Source organism: Rhizobium sp. P1_B8, assembly GCF_056406515.1.
Map to the genome: position 1 here is coordinate 68477 of NZ_JBFTZZ010000018.1, position 15995 is coordinate 84471.

Sequence of the window (15995 nt, forward strand, 5' to 3'; positions counted from 1 at the left end):
GGGCGACCACTCGGCGATCGGCCCGTCTGATCTTCACTCGGCGATCGCCAGTGTCATGAGCTCCGCCGCCCTTTGCCGGGCCTCCCTGTCGGCGGCGAAGACATCGTCCATGCCGGCAGCCGGCGGCAGGCCGGCCAGATCGTCCATGACCCTCTCGGTGACTTCGGCCATGGCGAGGAAGGACAGCCGCCCTTCGATGAAGGCTTCGAGCGCCACTTCCTTGGCGCCGTTCAACACCGCGCCCTGAACGCCGCCGCGCATCATCGCCAGGCGTGCGAGCCGCAACGCCGGAAACCGCACCTCATCCGGCGCCTCGAAATCCAGCCTGGCGAGCTTGGCGAAATCCAGCCGCTCGACCGGCAAGTTCGGCCGGCGCGGAAAGGACAGGGCATAACCGATGGCGGTGCGCATATCGGGCGCGCCGAGCTGCGCCAGCACCGACCCATCGGTATAGCCGACCATGGAATGGATGATCGATTGCGGATGGAAGATGACTTCGATCTGTTCGGGTCTGAGACCGAAAAGGTGCCGGGCTTCGATCATCTCCAGCGCCTTGTTGAACATCGAGGCGCTGTCGATCGAGATCTTCAATCCCATCGACCAGTTCGGATGGGCGCGTGCGGTTTCCACCGTCACATCAGCCATGTCACGCAGCGAGGCGGTGCGGAAGGGACCGCCCGACGCCGTCAGGATGACCCGCTCGATGGCGTGACGCTGGTTCTCTTCCAGCACCTGGAAGATGGCGTTGTGCTCGCTATCGACAGGAAGCAGCCTGCCGCCGCCTTCGCGGATCGCGGCGATGAACAAATCGCCGGCCGATACCAGGCATTCCTTATTGGCAAGTGCGATATCGGCGCCGCGGCGCGCGGCGGCAAGCGTCGGCGCCAGGCCCGCGGTGCCGACGATTGCCGCCATCACCCAGTCGACTTCGCGGTCGGCGGCTTCCATCAGGCCGGATTTTCCCGAGGCGACCTCGATGCCGCTGCCGGAAAGTTCGCTCTTCAGTGATTCGTAGTGCCGGTCGTTTGCTGTCACCGCCAGCCGCGCACCGGATGATTTCGCCTGCCGGGCCAGCAATTCGACATTGCCGCTGCCGGTCAGCACGGAGATTTCGAAGTTCTCCCGTCCGCCCAGATGATCGACGACATTGAGTGTATTCTGGCCGATCGAACCCGTCGAACCGAAGATGCTGAGGCGCCGCGGCGCGCTTTTGCCGGTCATCATGTGGAATTTCGCGAAAATTTCTCTCGTAGGCTCAGGCTCTACTAGGCTTTGGAGGGGGCGGCAAGTGTGCGGTGCAGCAGATTTCAACCCTTAAGGGGTTTACAGAACGGCGGTTGGATGTGATCCTTATAACATTGCTTGAGGAATCGCGGTTCCGCTGCGGCTGGTTTCGGTCGCATGGGCAATTCGGGGCGTTAAGGCGTCTATTGAAGAACAGGCACTCAGTGCCGCCGGCTTTCCGAGCCAACCATTAAATCAAGGATGAAACCGGGATGAGCGGCTTGGCCGTGATCCCTCATCGCGTTCGCTGCGAGCGCTTCATGTGTGCTGCTGCTTCGGTTTCGGAGCCGCGGCCCTGTGTCAGGCAAAATGTTCTTAACCTCATGACGACATCCAAAATAGCATGCATTCTATTCGCCATCCTGCCCTCGCTCACCACCGCGGCGCGGGCGGACGACCTGCTGATCTGGTCGCCGACCAAGCTTTCGGACCGGTCCTACAAGGCGACGATGGGGTTTCGCCTGCCGGCGGAATGGGAAACGAGCGCTGGCGCCGACATCGCGCTTGCCTCGACCAAGGGCGGGGCGCCACTGCCCGATTCCGAACAGGCAATGCTTTGGGGCAGGATCACCAGAACGAACGTCACCCCGGCAAGCCAGTCACAGCAGGGCGCGAGCGTCAGCGTCGATACGCTGCGCGGCAGCGGCGCGCTGACCCTCAGCCGCTCGCGTAGCTGGATCCTGTCCGATTCGCTCGACATGCAATCGAGCCGGTCCATCAGCGTTCAATTTGATGCGGTCGATGCCCGGCAGGCTTCTGTGACGGCATCCCAAGCGCTGAAACTGATCCATCCCTGGACGGGAACCTCGCTTTCGGCAGGCACAGGCGTCAGCAATGCCACCGGCGATTTCTCGAGTACGGTGGCGGTCAGCCAGGCCATCCTGCCGAACCTCAACCTCGATGCGTCGATGAACAATCCATTTTCGGGGGGTGAGGCTGGCAGCGTCAATCTCCGCTATCGCGTTAACTGGTAGCGGTGCTGAAACCAAACTCTGTCGAAGGGCGTTTCCTCCGCAGGTTTCACGGAGGAATGGATCATGGTTTTCAAGGAGCAGACATTTCACGGGCTCGAACCCGAGATGGAAGCCGAAATCGCCAATCGCGCATCCGTCGAGGCGGCCGTTGCCAATGCGCTGGCGATCGCCGGCGGCATCGATGCGTCTGATGTCGAAGTGACGATGGAGAACGACCAGATCGTGTTGAGCGGCACAGTCGGCACGGTGGGCGAAATCGAACGGGCAACCGCGGTCGCCAAGGCTGTCGAGGGCGTGCATTCGGTGCAGAACCGGATTCTGCTTGGCGGATATTCGCTTGACGGTACGCATTGATCAGACGACGGGCAGCTCCGAAGCCAGACCTGCCGGACGAGGACTATTTCTACGTCTTCGCCTATAAGCCGGCGCTCAGCTGATCAACCGGCGAAGCGTTCGACAAGGAAGGACGAGCCGGCCAGACGATCCGTTTTCTGCATGGCGCCCGAACTCTGCGGCTGGTAGGCTATGGCAAGCAGCACGACGCTGACGGCGACATAAGCGATGGCCAAAAGAATCATCTTGATACGCATGATGAATACTCCCGTTTCACAATAAACGCGGCTGATATTGCGAAGTTCCTCATCGGCGAGATCAGATGAGAAAAGCCCGACTGAAGGATCAGCCGGGCTTTTTCTGCATGGATTTGCCTTATCGGCAGATTCGGGTTTCCTTGACGACCGTATGGCCGTGACGGCGGATTTTTTCCGTCTTGGTGAAGCAGTCCTGGGAGACGTGGCGCGGCCGCATGTGATGGCGGTAATAGGGCCGTTCCGCATGACGGTAAGTGGGACTGGCATCATCCGTGGTGATGGTCACACTTGCCGCCTGGGACGGCATTGCGGAAAAGATGGACGCTGCAGTGAGCGTGCAGGCAAGGATAATCTGCTTCATGACAAGCCTCTCTTTCTGAGTTGGTCACGGCATCAACTCGCTGGAAGCACAGTCGGTTCAATCACATAGAGTTACCGATTGTGACGGAGGCAGAAACCTTTGACGCGCCGGATCGTTAGCGCAGGGGGATAGCCGGAGGCATCATTCATGGGACCGATTGCAAGGATCATCGCCGTCGTCGCCGGGCTTGCCGGCGGCACGGTCTTTTCGCAGGCGCCGGAATTTGCGCAGCAATATCGCCAGCGGATCGGCGGGGCTATCGACGAATTGCGGGTCATCGTCGAGGATTTCAATGCCCAGGCGGCCGAACACCATCTCGATCGCCAGCAGGCGCTGAACGCCTATGCCCAATCATCCGACGATTTCCTGCGCGACCGCGGCGTTTCCATGCGAAGCACGATCACACGTTACGAAACGCTAATGTCGCAGCAACTCCACCTCGGCACCGCCGCACCCGTCGCCAAGCCTTTCGTGCTGCTGCAAGACGCAGATGACGTCGTTTTCGCCAATACCTGGCGCGACTTCGTGCCCGGCGTCCCCGTCAGCTTTGCGGGTCTCGTCTGGGGAGCGATCGGTTTTATCGGTGGCTGGATCGTGGTGGCGCTGCTGGGATTGGGCGCGCGGCGGGCCGTGAGGACGCGACGGGTCCATCGTCAGGTGCGGTAAACCAACGACGGCGAACGCGACCTGATGCACGGAAGATCGAATAGCCTCGAGCTTGTCTCGAGGAGGAATTTAAGAACTATGCGAGCGGGCTGACCCATCTGAATGGGAACGTGATGGTAAGGCCATCCGGGCTTTGCGCTCGAATTCCCCCGCCAAACTCGGCGAGGGTCGTTGATATCGTTCGGAACCAGTTCGTCCGATTGCCTGCTGGATGATCGAGCCAGAGAGCCTTGTTACGCGGAAGCTGCCGCTTCCTTGGCGACGCCGCCTGACAGCAAGCGCCAGATACCGAAGGCCACCGCGCCCATCGCAAGGAAGATCAAAAAGATCAGGAAGTTGTAGTAGATCATCGCCGCCAGCGCGACGAGCGCAAGCCCAAGGGCAATGGCCGGGACAACGGGATAGCCCCAAGCCTTGAACGGTCGGGCAAGCTCGGGCTCGGTCCGACGAAGTTTGAACAGCGATGCCATGGAGACGATGTACATGATGATCGCGCCAAACACCGACATCGTGACGATATTGGCAGTCAGCGGCAAGCCGCCGATCTGGATCAGGTTGTCGGAGAAGATCGCGGCAATGCCGACAACGCCGCCCGCGAGGATAGCAAGATATGGCGTGCGGAATTTCGGATGGATCTTCGCGAGAACTTCCGGCAGGTAGCCTGCGCGGCCCAACGCGAAAATCTGCCTGGAATAGCCCATGATGATGCCATGGAACGATGCGATCAGGCCGAACAGACCGATCCAGACCAGCATATGCAGCCAGCCGGAGGATTCTCCGACGACAGCCTTCATCGCCTGCGGCAACGGATCGTTGATGTTGGACAGCGTGCGCCAGTCGCCAACGCCTCCCGCGAAGATCATCGTGCCGAAAGCCAGGAATACGAGAGTGAGAATACCTGCGATATAGGCAATCGGCACGGTGCGGGTGGGGTTCTTGGTTTCCTCGGCAGCCATTGCCGCGCCTTCGATCGCCAGGAAGAACCAGATGGCAAATGGAATGGCGGCAAAGATGCCTCCAATGGCGCCGACCGAGAATTCGGGGGCGCCAGCCCAGCCATTGGCCGCGAAGTTGGCGACGGAGAAGCCGGGCAGAACGACACCCATAAAGACCAGGAGTTCAATAATGGCGAGGATGGTAATGAAGAGCTCGAATGTCGCAGCGATGGTGACGCCGACAATATTGAGCGCCATGAAGACGATATAGGCGCCGACGGCCGCCATTTTCGGATCAAGCCCCGGGAACTGCACATTGAGATAGGCGCCGATGGCAAGCGCGATGGCCGGAGGGGCGAAGACGAATTCCACCAGTGTCGCAAAGCCCGCAACGAAGCCGCCGAGCGGGCCGAAGGCCCTGAGCGCGTACGCAAACGGTCCGCCGGCATGGGGAATAGCCGTCGTCAACTCGGTGAAGGAGAAAATGAAGGTGGTATACATGACGGCAATCAGGATCGTGGTGATCAAAAAGCCGAGTGTGCCGGCGGCCGCCCAGCCATAGCTCCAGCCGAAATATTCGCCCGAGATGACGAGGCCGACTGCAAGTCCCCATAAATGCAGCCCGGTCAGGCTCTTGGCGAGCGTCGGTTGAGAATTTGACATGATTGTTCCCCTTTTTTGTAGATTGAACTTTATGTTTCTTGGTGTGGCAGCGCTTCTATGGCGCCTTCGGCATTTTCCTTGAGATCGACACCGGTCAGCTGCAAGCGAAGCGCCTCCCGGACGATCCAAACGATCTTGTCCGCTGCGATCTCGTAGCTGAGCCCGTCGGCATGAATATTTGAAATACAGTTGCGCTCGCTGTCCCGCCGTCCCGATTGCGGTCGGAACGTGATGTAGGCGCCGAGACTGTCAGGCACGCTTAGTCCCGGCCTCTCGCCGATCAGCACGATGGCGACTTCCGCACCAAACGCCGCCGCCGCCTCATCACCAAATGCCACCCGCGCCTGCTCGCCCAATATCACCGGGGCGAGGCTGAAGCCCCCGAGACGCTTCATGCATGCCTTAAACAGCGGCACCGCGTGGTGCTCGACCGCCGAGGCCGAAAGCCCGTCTGCAATGATGAAGGCGATATCGTAACGAGCGCCTGGGTTCGGGAGATCGTCTGCGTTGGTCTGGCGGCCGAGATCCGGGCGCGCCAGATAGATCGTACGGTCTTTGGCGCGAGACCGAATCCGGACCGTCGGCACGGGCGCAAGCTGCTTGGCAAGGGCGACAAAATCCACGTGCCCATGCACGGCATCCCGCGCCCGGGCATGGGCAAGCTGGAAGTCGAGAATTGCCGATGTCGGCAGCGCGTCGCCGGCCCTTCCAAGCCCGATCCGGGCGCGTGTGGCGTTGCGGAACCGCGCAAACGGATCTCGTTCGAAGGGACTCATGCCGATGCCCTGTAGCTCAAGAGATTGCGGGAAAAGGCACCCGAGGCGCTGGCCGGCGCAAGACGACCCGTGTGATCAAGCATGCCCATGCGATGAAGCCAGGCTTCGAATTCCGGAGCGGGCGGACGATTGAACTGGTGCCTGAGGCCGACAATATCGTGGTAGGAAAGGCTCTGATAATTGAGCATGACGTCGTCGGCGCCGGGCACTGCGATCAGAAAACTGACGCCCGCGACAGTCAGCAACACCATCAGATTGTCCATATCGTCCTGGTCGGCTTCCGCATGGTTCGTGTAGCAAACGTCGACCCCCATCGGCACGCCAAGCAGTTTGCCGCAGAAATGATCTTCGAGCCCGGCGCGGATAATTTGCTTGGCGTCGAAAAGATATTCGGGGCCAATGAAGCCAACCACCGTATTGACGAGCAACGGATTGAGTTCACGTGCAACGGCATAGGCCCGCGCCTCGACCGTCTGTTCGTCGACACCATGATGGGCGTCGGCCGAAAGAGCGCTGCCCTGGCCGGTCTCCAGATACATGACATTGTTTCCGACCGTGCCGCGTTTCATGGAAAGTGCTGCCTGCTGGCCTTCTCTGAGGATGGCGAGATCGACGCCGAAACCCTCGTTGGCGGCTTCCGAGCCGGCGATTGACTGGAACACCAGATCGAGCGGCGCTCCAGCCTCGATCGCCTTGATTGACGTGGTGACATGGGTCAGTACGCAGGATTGGGTCGGGATATCGAACCGTTCGCGCAGCCGGTCGAAAAGAACCATCAATCTTGTGCAGGCTTCAAGATTGTCGGTAGCCGGGTTGATGCCGATGACCGCATCGCCGATCCCATAAAGAAGTCCGTCGAGCGTCGAGCCGGCAACGCCTTCAGGATCATCGGTGGGATGATTGGGCTGAAGGCGGCTCGATAGTCGGCCGGGCAGACCGATCGTGGAGCGAAAGGCCGTGACCACCTTACATTTGCCGGCGACGGTGATCAGATCATGGTTGCGCATGATCTTGGAGACCGCCGCGACCATTTCGGGGGTGAGGCCTGGTGCAATGGCGAACAGTTTTTCGGAGGTTGCGTCGTAGGAGAGAAGCCAATCGCGAAACTCACCGACCGTCATATGAGATACCGGCGCGAACGCCATCCAATCATGGCGGTCGACGATCAGTCGACTGACCTCGTCGACCTCGTATGGGATGACGAGATCCTCCAGGAAGGTCTTGAGAGGCATATCCGCGAGCAGGTAACGGGCGGCCACGCGCCGCTCATTGCTCGACGCTGCGATCCCGGCCAGCACGTCACCTGATTTCAGCGGCGAAGCGCAAGCCAATACTGATTTCAGATCCTGAAAGACATGGCGTTCGCGTCCTAGAACGATCGAATATGTTGTCATCTGCTCCTGGCCGTCGATCAGCCTATCCTCAATGCCCATCCACCCTTTGTGGGCATTCGCCGGCTTCCGCCGAGCATGTTTTTGCTCGGCCCCATATCCAGCAACGCAAGATGCGTGCCATTTAGTGGGCTAACGTACGAAGGCAACCGGCTCTGCATGGCGGGCTATGACCGCTTACGCAGCTCGCCTCTCGCAGCGACTGTTTTCAATTTAGGGTGGTTGTATCCACATTACGATAACATGCTCCGATATGCGCACATTTGCGCCCGGCTCAACGCTGATTGCGAAAATATTCGTTGATCGTGCTGATCCCGTGGTTCTGGCACGAGGTGCTTGTTCGGTGGGGCAGTCTGTGCTGAGACGCGATCGTCAATTTTGAGCGAACTGACCGTGGATCGACGCCGATGTTGAAAAACTAGCCAGCTGAATGAGTCCAGTCGATCGCCAATTTCTTCGTCCCAAGAGCTCGGTGTGCGACCTCAGCGCGACACTTGGCCTCGCTATTGCCGATCAAAGGCCGGTTTCTCATGACATCATTATTGCGTTCTTGCATGTCTGCAGGAACGTGCGTTCGGTCAAGGGAGATAACCATCTGATTGACTGGTGATCCCGGCGCGATTCGAACGCGCGACCCCCAGATTAGGAATCTGGTGCTCTATCCTGCTGAGCTACGGGACCACTTGAGTGCCATGCATACAAAAGGCTTGGCGTGAAGCCAAGCCTTAATTGTTGCTAGAGGCCGAGGCGCTGTTCGGCGAGGCGGACCCAGTAGGAGATGCCGTGGGCGATGGCTTCGTCGTTGAAGTCATAGGCGGGATTGTGGAGACCGGCGCTGTCGCCGTTGCCGATGAAGATGAAGGCGCCGGGGCGGGCGTTCAGCATGTAGGAGAAATCCTCGCCGCCCATCATCGGATCGATCTCGGCGTTGACGTTCGCCGCGCCGGCGATGGCGCTGGCGGTGGCGACCGCATGCTCGGTCTCATCGGGGTGGTTGACGGTGACGGGATAGTTGCGGTGGAAGCTGATTTCGGCCTCGGCGCCGTGGGCCGCAACCAATCCCTCGACGATCTGCCGGAACCGCGTCTCGGCGAGCGTGCGCACCTCGGGGTCGAGGGTACGGACCGTTCCGGCGAAGGTCGCATCGTTCGGAATGACGTTATGGGCGAAACCGGCATTGAACTTGGTCACCGAGACGACGACCGAGCGCAGCGGATCGGCACTGCGCGAGGCGATCATCTGCAGGTTGGCGACGATCTGGGCGCCGATGGCGATCGGGTCGATCGTCCGGTGCGGCTGGGCGGCGTGGCCGCCGCGGCCCTTGATGGTGACGGTGAATTCGTCGGTCGCCGCCATGATCGCGCCCTTGCGGGTGGCGAACTGGCCGACCGGCAGGCCCGGCAGATTGTGCATGCCGTAGACCTCTTCGATAGCGAAGCGCTCCATCATGCCGTCCTTGACCATCAGATTGCCGCCGCCGCCGCCTTCTTCGGCGGGCTGGAAGATGACGGCGACATTGCCGTTGAAGTTGCGGGTTTCGGCCAGGTATTTCGCGGCGCCGAGCAGCATGGCGGTGTGGCCGTCATGGCCGCAGGCATGCATCTTGCCCGGCGTCTTCGAAGCCCAGGGTTTGCCAGTGATCTCGGTGAGCGGCAGGGCGTCCATGTCGGCGCGCAGGCCGACCGTGCGGGAGCCTTCGCCCTTGCCCTTGATCAGGCCGACGACACCGGTGCGGCCGATGCCGGTGACAATCTCGTCGACGCCGAATTCCTTGAGTTTTTCGGCGACGAAGGCGGCCGTATTTTCCACCGCGAAGAGGAGCTCGGGCCGGGCATGAATATGGCGGCGCCATTCGGCGACCTCGTCCTGCAACTCCGCGGCTCTGTTCAAAATCGGCATATCGGCGTTCCTGTTATGAAATCTCGACAATCTTTCATCGCATCACAAGGGTGTGAGGCTGTGGAAATTACTTAGTCAATGACCTTTGCCATGTCATAGCCATATAGGCTAAATAGGGGAAGATTTCGAGATTTTCCTGATATCTGAAGGACGAACCGTGTCGACGCGCCACTTCCGTTTGTTTGCTGCCTTGCGGCCGCTTTCTTTCGTATCAGCGGCGACTGCCGTTTTTCTGGGCTCCGTTTCGCTTGCCCAGGCCAATCCGCATATTCTCGTCGACGTGCAGACCGGCCGCGTGCTCGAGCATGAAGAAGCCTTCCGCAAATGGTATCCGGCCTCGCTGACCAAGCTGATGACCGTCTATACCGTGTTCGATGCGATCCGCGCCGGGCAGATCAGCCTCGATACGCCGATCGTCATGAGCAAGCGCGCCGCCGCGCAGCCTGCCGCCAAGATGTATTTCAAGCCGGGCCAGAAGCTGACGCTCGACAGCGCGCTGAAGATCCTGATGGTGAAATCGGCTAACGACATCGCGGTCGCGGTCGCCGAAGCCATCGGCGGCACGCAGGAAGGCTTCGTGACGCGGATGAACGGCGAGGCGCTGAAGCTCGGCATGACGGATTCGCATTTCGTCAATCCGAACGGCCTGCCCGGCAAGGGTCAGTATACAACGGCGCGTGACCTTGCGGTGCTGACGGTGGCGCTGCGCCGCGATTTTCCGCAATATGCCGGTTACTTCGCGCTGGAGGGCTTCACCACCGGCCAGCAGAACGTGCCGAGCCTCAACATGCTGATCGGCCGCTTCGCCGGCGCCGATGGCATGAAGACCGGCTTCATCTGCGCCTCGGGCTTCAACCAGATCGGTTCGGCGACGCGCAATGGCCGCACGCTGGTCTCCGTCGTGCTTGGCACCGATAGCCTTGCAGCGCGCGCCGATGCGACGGCGAACCTTTTGCAGAAGGGTTTCACCACCCAGCCTGCCAGCAACGACACATTGGGTTCGCTGAGACCCTACGGGTCGGGACAGGACCAGGTGACCGACATCAGCGCCGATATCTGCAGCGCCAAGGGCGCCAAGGTGCGCAGCGAAACGCGCGACGAGGTCGGCCGCATGAGGGTGCAGTCACCCTATATCCAGCCGATGGACCACGATCCGCAATTCGTCTTTGCCGGCCTGATTCCGGGCCAGGATCCGCAGCCGGCTGCGCAGCCGGAAAAAATGGCACGGGGCGATACCGCGGGAACGCTCGCCAACGTGCCGGTGCCGATGCCGCGCCCGACATCCTTTTAAGCTTTTAAGGTAGATGACATGAGCGCGCTCAACGACAGGATTCCGGTCACAATCCTGACCGGCTTTCTCGGCGCCGGCAAATCGACGCTGCTCAACCGCATCCTCAAAGACCCTGTGATGAAGGATGCGGCCGTCATCATCAACGAATTCGGCGATGTCGGCATCGACCATCTCCTGGTCGAAAGTTCCGGCGATTCGATCATCGAGCTGTCCGACGGCTGCCTTTGCTGCACCGTGCGCGGCGAGTTGGTGGATACGCTGGCGAACCTGATGGACGCGGTGCAGACGGGCCGCGTCAAGCCGGTCAAGCGCGTCGTCATCGAGACAACAGGCCTTGCCGATCCTTCGCCGGTCATGCAGGCGATCATGGGCAATCCCGTCATCGCCACGAATTTCGAGCTCGACGGCGTCGTTACCGTCGTGGACGCGGTGAATGGGCTGCAGACGCTCGATAATCACGAGGAAGCGCGCAAGCAGGCGGCGGTCGCCGACCGGCTGATCGTCTCGAAAAAGTCGATAGCCGAGGCGACGGACGGGCTGGAAAAGCGCCTGCGGGCGCTCAATCCGCGTGCCGTGATGATGGATGCCGACAGCACTGATGCCGGCAGTGCCGCAGTACTGGTCAACGGGCTCTACGATCCGGCGACGAAGATTGCCGATGTTGGCCGCTGGCTGCAGGACGAGGATGCACACGAGGCGCATCACAATCACGACCACGGTCGTGATGGCGATCATGGCCATGATCATGATGGTCACCACCATCACCATCACCATCACCATCACGCTCATGCGGATCAGGATCCGCATGACGTCAATCGTCACGATGCCTCGATCCGCTCTTTCTCGATCATTGAGGAGAAGCCGATCGATCCGATGGCGCTCGAGATGTTCATCGATCTGCTGCGTTCGGCCCATGGCGAGAAGCTGTTGAGGATGAAGGCGATTGTGTCGGTCTCCGACCGGCCGGATCGGCCGCTCGTGCTGCATGGGGTGCAGAGCATCTTCCATCCGCCGGTGCGGCTCCCCGCCTGGCCGGGGGAAGACCGGCGCACACGCATGGTGCTGATCACCAGGGATCTGCCGGAAGCCTTCGTGAAGGATCTCTTCGACGCCTTCCTCGGCAAGCCGCGCATCGATATGCCGGATCGTGCGGCGCTCTCCGACAATCCGCTCGCCATTCCCGGCCTCAGAATTTAGAGCATGTCGCGCAAAAGTGTGCAGCGGTTTTGCGATAACGACATGCGTAAAACAAAGAGCTAAAGCGCGGGAAGCGAATCTGAAAGATCGCGACGCGCTTTAGCGCTTGCGGATCAGGAAGCGATGGCCGCTTTCGGTCTTTTCCGTCTCGACCAGTTCGTGGCCGTCCTCATTGCAGAAATGCGGCATGTCGATCACAGCAAGCGGATCGGTGGTGTCGACGCGAATGAGCGTGCCGCTCGCCATGGCGGCGAGCTTCTTGCGTGTCTTGATCACGGGGAAGGGGCATTTCAGGCCGCGAAGGTCGTAGAGAACGGGGGTCAAGCCGTTCAGTTCCGCGCCCAGAACTTCCAGAACGGCTTCTTTGCCGCGGCCTCTGCCGTTTCCTGCGGTTCGGGAGCCGTGTAGGCGAGCGGATTCTGCATCGGGTTCTGCATCGGCACCGGCACGACCGCAGGTGTCGCGGCAGCGACGGCCATTGGCTGCGGCTGGGCAGGTGCTGCAGGCGTGGCGCCAGGCGCGCTTTTGGCGGCAAGGCCCTGCGCGGTGCGCTTGGCCATCAGGTCTTCGAGTTCGGCGACCTTGACCATGCGGCCGGCTTCCAGCGAGGTGCCGGTCGGGGCGTAAGCAAGTTCGCGGCCCTTGCGCGTCTTGGCGACCACGGCCTTGCGCTCGGCTTCGGTGGGATCGTACCAGGCCATGCCGTCAAATTTGCTCATCGCCTTGGCATAATCGGCATCGTAGGTCTTGCCGTAGGAGGCGAGAGCTGCGGTCAGCGCCGGCGGCGTCGACATAGCCGGGCACTTGCCGGCGGCGTTGAAGGCGCCGCCGTCGGTTGCCTGCTGATTGAAGACGTATTTCTTCTCGCAGACATTCACCTCGGGCGGGCGCTTCGTCACTTCAAAATTGTCGTAGCCGACCTTCAGCATCTTCCAGAAGTCGTAGCTGCTGTCGAGGCGATGCTTGACCATGTTTTCCGCGGTCATGCGGAAGGGGAAGGCCTGCAGCTGCACCGTCGCCTGGCCGCCCTTGAAAGCGTCGCGGGCGAAGGCGTAGATCTCCAGCACCTGCTGGTCGGTCATCGAATAGCAGCCGGAGGAGGAGCAGGCGCCATGGATCATCAGATCGGAACCGGTGCGGCCGTTCGCCGCGTCGTAGCGGTTCGGGAAGCCGGTATTGATCGCCAGATAATATTTGGAATTGGGGTTCAGGTTGGCGCGCGTCAGGTCGTAGAAACCTTCCGGCGCCTGCCGGTCGCCGGTCTTTACCTTCGGGCCGAGACGGCCGGACCAGGCGCAGATCTTGTAATCGGCGATCTTGTCAAAACGGTTGTCGGTCTTCGCCTTCCAGATCTCCATGGCACCTTCTTCCTTGAAGATGCGGATCATGATCGGCGAATTGCGGTCCATGCCCTTGGCGGACATCTGAGCGAGGATGTGGCCGGGAAGCGGCTGCTCGACCTTGTTCTTGACCTTGGAAAGATCGACCTGCGCGGTTTCCAACGCGTCATTGCAGCCGGACAGAGCCAGCGCCATGAGGGAAATATAGGCAAAATGACGTATGCGCATCCAAACTAGCCCATAAAGATAGTGCCACCCGGTCCGCCTATGGAGTCCGGGCATCAGAAGGAATCATAGGCCGCTTATACTTTATAAACCCTTACCAGCCTATGACTTTGCCACGAACGTCCCCGCAAGCGCGAGTGTTACAGATAACATCAATGTGGCCAAGATTTGGCCCCAATCGGCGAAGAGCCGAATGTCTGTTAGAGATTGCGGCCCATTGCGAGGAATTTCTGCCGGCGGTCGTTGCGCAACTGCTCGCCGGAACGGGACGCCATTTCGGCCAGGGCATTGGCGATCATATCGCCGGTCGCGGCAATGACGCTGTCGGGATCGCGATGCGCGCCGCCGAGCGGCTCGGAAATGATGCCGTCGATGATGCCGAGCGATTTCAGGTCTTCAGCGGTGATCTTCATGTTGGTCGCCGCTTCCCGGGCGCGGGTGGAATCGCGCCAAAGGATGGAGGCTGCCCCTTCGGGCGAGATGACGCTGTAGATCGAATGCTCGAGCATGTAGACCCTGTTGCCGGTGGCAATGGCGATGGCGCCGCCCGAGCCGCCTTCGCCGATGACGACGGAGACGAGAGGAACCTTGACGCCGAGACACATTTCCGTCGAGCGGGCAATCGCCTCGGCCTGGCCGCGCTCTTCGGCGCCGACGCCGGGATAGGCGCCTGCCGTATCCACCAGCGAAATCACCGGCAGGCCAAAACGATCGGCCATTTCAAGAATGCGGATCGCCTTTCGGTAGCCTTCCGGACGGGGGCTGCCGAAATTGTGCTTGATGCGGCTCTTGGTGTCGTTGCCCTTTTCCTGGCCAATGACGGCGACCGGCTGGCCGCGAAAGCGGGCAAGGCCTGCCTGGATCGCTGCATCCTCGGAAAACTTGCGGTCGCCGGCGAGCGGCGTGAATTCCTGGAACAGCGTCTTGGCGTAATCGACGAAATGCGGGCGCTGCGGATGGCGGGCGACCTGCGTCTTCTGCCAGGGATTGAGCTTGGAGTAAATTTCGACGATCGCCTCACGGACGCGAACCTCCAGCCGGCCGATCTCATCGGTGGTGTCGATGCTCTCGTCTTCCGTCGCGAGCTTCTTCAGCTCGATAATCTTGCCTTCGAGGTCGGAGATCGGCTTTTCGAAGTCGAGATAATTGTGCATGAGGTGCGTTTCCGTTCCTTGTGCCCGGGGCGTTTTCCTGGCTCCGCCCCATGTCGCCGGTCCTATTCGTGCTTTTTCGCCTGTTTGGCAAGGGGGTGATGCGTCTGGACAAGCTGCTGCAGCCTCTCTTCGAGGACATGTGTGTAGATCTGCGTGGTCGAAATGTCCGAATGGCCGAGGAGTTCCTGTACGACGCGCAGATCGGCGCCGTTGGCCAGCAGGTGGCTGGCAAAGGCGTGGCGCATGACATGCGGCGAGATCAGCGACGGCGTCAGGCCGGCGCGGATCGCCAGGTTCTTGAGGTCGCGGGCAAAAACCTGGCGCGGCAGATATCCCTCCTTCGAGGCGGAGGGAAACAGCCAGGCGCTTTCCGGCGGTTCCTTCGCTGCTGCATTTTCGGTCGCCAGCAGGCGCCCGTAGGATTTCAGGGCTGATATCGCCGATTGCGACAGCGGCACCAGCCGTTCCTTGTTGCCCTTGCCGCGGATCATCAGGAAACGGCCTTCCTGATCGAGCACGCGGGCAGGAAGCGAAACGAGTTCGCTGACACGCATTCCGGTGGCATAGAGCAGCTCCAGCAGTGCCAGCATGCGCAGGCGGTGCAACTGGCCCGGAGCCGCATCCTCCGCCTCGGCCTCGGCCTGCGAAAGTAACCTGCCGACCTCCTCGACACCCATCGTCTTCGGCAGCGGGCGGCCCTTCTTCGGCGCATCGAGAATGCCTGTAGGGTCGTCGGTCCTTAGGCCCTCGGCATAGAGGAACTTGTAGAACTGCCGCATGGCCGCAAGCCGGCGCGCCTGCGAGGAGGGTTTGAAGCCCTTTCCGGCGAGTGAGGAGAGATAGGCGGCAAGATCGGCGGAGGCGGCTTCGGTAAGCCGTATGCTGCGCTCCTTCAGGAAGGATCTGACATCGTCGAGATCGCGTTCATAGGATTGCAGCGTGTTGGCGGCAGCACCCCGCTCGGCGCTCATCATCTCCAGGAAGGATTCCACATGGACGCGACCGAGATCCACCATGCCGGTCACTTCCTGGTCGTGTCGATCGCACCCGTGGCGGGCGGATTGACCCGCTCGGACGGAATGCGGATCGTCACGTCGCGCTGCTGCGGCTCCACGAAGGTCACAAGCGCCAGCATCGCTCCGTAGACCGTCCCGGCGAGGATCGCGCAGACGAACAGGAAACGGAACAGGGTCGGCATTCAGCAACTCCTTCATGCTCTGCTTCTGTTATAAGAAGCCTATCTGCAAGT

At 60.8% G+C, this 15995-nt stretch carries 17 protein-coding genes and 1 tRNA gene; 5 read left to right on the forward strand and 13 right to left on the reverse strand.

Annotated elements, in window-relative coordinates; all coding sequences use genetic code 11:
* Positions 1 to 33: 33 nt before the first annotated feature.
* Complete coding sequence (gene dxr / locus AC1D2N_RS22035; protein ID WP_112905411.1) at positions 34 to 1224, reverse strand: 1-deoxy-D-xylulose-5-phosphate reductoisomerase; 1191 nt, start codon at positions 1222 to 1224, stop codon at positions 34 to 36.
* Positions 1225 to 1607: 383 nt separating this feature from the next.
* Between dxr and AC1D2N_RS22040 the strand changes: the two genes are divergently transcribed.
* Both AC1D2N_RS22040 and AC1D2N_RS22045 read left to right on the forward strand, forming a co-directional pair.
* Complete coding sequence (locus AC1D2N_RS22040; RefSeq protein ID WP_047620344.1) at positions 1608 to 2258, forward strand: hypothetical protein; 651 nt, start codon at positions 1608 to 1610, stop codon at positions 2256 to 2258.
* 63 nt (positions 2259 to 2321) lie between these two features.
* Positions 2322 to 2612 (forward strand): BON domain-containing protein, encoded by a 291-nt coding sequence (locus AC1D2N_RS22045; protein WP_112905409.1) that lies wholly within the window; start codon positions 2322 to 2324, stop codon positions 2610 to 2612.
* Between the two features lie 83 nt (positions 2613 to 2695).
* Here the strand turns inward: AC1D2N_RS22045 and AC1D2N_RS22050 are convergent, their stop codons facing one another.
* Positions 2696 to 2848 carry a hypothetical protein gene (locus AC1D2N_RS22050; protein WP_018243821.1) on the reverse strand — a complete coding sequence of 51 codons (153 nt, stop codon included), beginning with the start codon at positions 2846 to 2848 and terminating at the stop codon, positions 2696 to 2698.
* Positions 2849 to 2966: 118 nt separating this feature from the next.
* Positions 2967 to 3209, reverse strand: a complete 243-nt coding sequence (locus AC1D2N_RS22055) for a hypothetical protein (RefSeq protein ID WP_130653183.1) — start codon at positions 3207 to 3209, stop codon at positions 2967 to 2969.
* Between the two features lie 147 nt (positions 3210 to 3356).
* On the opposite strand from AC1D2N_RS22055, the gene AC1D2N_RS22060 reads away from it, so the two are divergent.
* Positions 3357 to 3875 carry a DUF2937 family protein gene (locus tag AC1D2N_RS22060; RefSeq protein WP_113543692.1) on the forward strand — a complete coding sequence of 173 codons (519 nt, stop codon included), beginning with the start codon at positions 3357 to 3359 and terminating at the stop codon, positions 3873 to 3875.
* Positions 3876 to 4108: 233 nt separating this feature from the next.
* Here AC1D2N_RS22060 and eat read toward each other — a convergent pair whose 3' ends face one another.
* From eat to AC1D2N_RS22085, 5 genes are all read right to left on the reverse strand, one after another.
* On the reverse strand, positions 4109 to 5473 hold the full coding sequence (gene eat, locus AC1D2N_RS22065; RefSeq protein WP_018243818.1) for an ethanolamine permease: 1365 nt from the start codon (positions 5471 to 5473) through the stop codon (positions 4109 to 4111).
* Between the two features lie 29 nt (positions 5474 to 5502).
* Positions 5503 to 6249 carry an ethanolamine ammonia-lyase subunit EutC gene (gene eutC / locus AC1D2N_RS22070; protein ID WP_130653182.1) on the reverse strand — a complete coding sequence of 249 codons (747 nt, stop codon included), beginning with the start codon at positions 6247 to 6249 and terminating at the stop codon, positions 5503 to 5505.
* Positions 6246 to 7682, reverse strand: a complete 1437-nt coding sequence (locus AC1D2N_RS22075; RefSeq protein ID WP_113543690.1) for an ethanolamine ammonia-lyase subunit EutB — start codon at positions 7680 to 7682, stop codon at positions 6246 to 6248. The genes eutC and AC1D2N_RS22075 overlap by 4 nt, the downstream gene beginning before the upstream one ends.
* Before the next feature lie 562 nt (positions 7683 to 8244).
* Positions 8245 to 8321: transfer RNA gene (locus AC1D2N_RS22080), tRNA-Arg, on the reverse strand.
* A 54-nt stretch (positions 8322 to 8375) separates the two neighbouring features.
* Complete coding sequence (locus AC1D2N_RS22085) at positions 8376 to 9539, reverse strand: M20 aminoacylase family protein (RefSeq protein ID WP_018517244.1); 1164 nt, start codon at positions 9537 to 9539, stop codon at positions 8376 to 8378.
* A gap of 157 nt (positions 9540 to 9696) precedes the next feature.
* On the opposite strand from AC1D2N_RS22085, the gene AC1D2N_RS22090 reads away from it, so the two are divergent.
* Entirely contained in the window at positions 9697 to 10830 is a 1134-nt protein-coding gene (locus AC1D2N_RS22090; protein ID WP_018243814.1) for a D-alanyl-D-alanine carboxypeptidase family protein, read from the forward strand.
* 18 nt (positions 10831 to 10848) lie between these two features.
* The gene (locus AC1D2N_RS22095) at positions 10849 to 12027 is read left to right on the forward strand and encodes a CobW family GTP-binding protein (protein WP_130653181.1); all 1179 of its coding nucleotides are present in this window, start codon (positions 10849 to 10851) and stop codon (positions 12025 to 12027) included.
* Between the two features lie 99 nt (positions 12028 to 12126).
* Here the strand turns inward: AC1D2N_RS22095 and AC1D2N_RS22100 are convergent, their stop codons facing one another.
* From AC1D2N_RS22100 to AC1D2N_RS22120, 5 genes are all read right to left on the reverse strand, one after another.
* Positions 12127 to 12351, reverse strand: coding sequence for a sulfurtransferase TusA family protein (locus tag AC1D2N_RS22100; RefSeq protein ID WP_018448128.1), 225 nt, complete (start codon positions 12349 to 12351; stop codon positions 12127 to 12129).
* Between the two features lie 5 nt (positions 12352 to 12356).
* On the reverse strand, positions 12357 to 13595 hold the full coding sequence (locus tag AC1D2N_RS22105; protein WP_018448127.1) for a L,D-transpeptidase family protein: 1239 nt from the start codon (positions 13593 to 13595) through the stop codon (positions 12357 to 12359).
* Between the two features lie 197 nt (positions 13596 to 13792).
* A complete protein-coding gene (locus tag AC1D2N_RS22110) occupies positions 13793 to 14746 on the reverse strand; it encodes an acetyl-CoA carboxylase carboxyltransferase subunit alpha (RefSeq protein ID WP_018448126.1) in 954 nt (317 codons plus the stop codon).
* Positions 14747 to 14808: 62 nt separating this feature from the next.
* Positions 14809 to 15762: a site-specific tyrosine recombinase XerD gene (gene xerD, locus AC1D2N_RS22115; protein WP_113543687.1), complete on the reverse strand. Its 954-nt coding sequence runs from the start codon at positions 15760 to 15762 to the stop codon at positions 14809 to 14811.
* 5 nt (positions 15763 to 15767) lie between these two features.
* Positions 15768 to 15944 (reverse strand): hypothetical protein, encoded by a 177-nt coding sequence (locus AC1D2N_RS22120; RefSeq protein ID WP_012759201.1) that lies wholly within the window; start codon positions 15942 to 15944, stop codon positions 15768 to 15770.
* Positions 15945 to 15995: the final 51 nt, after the last annotated feature.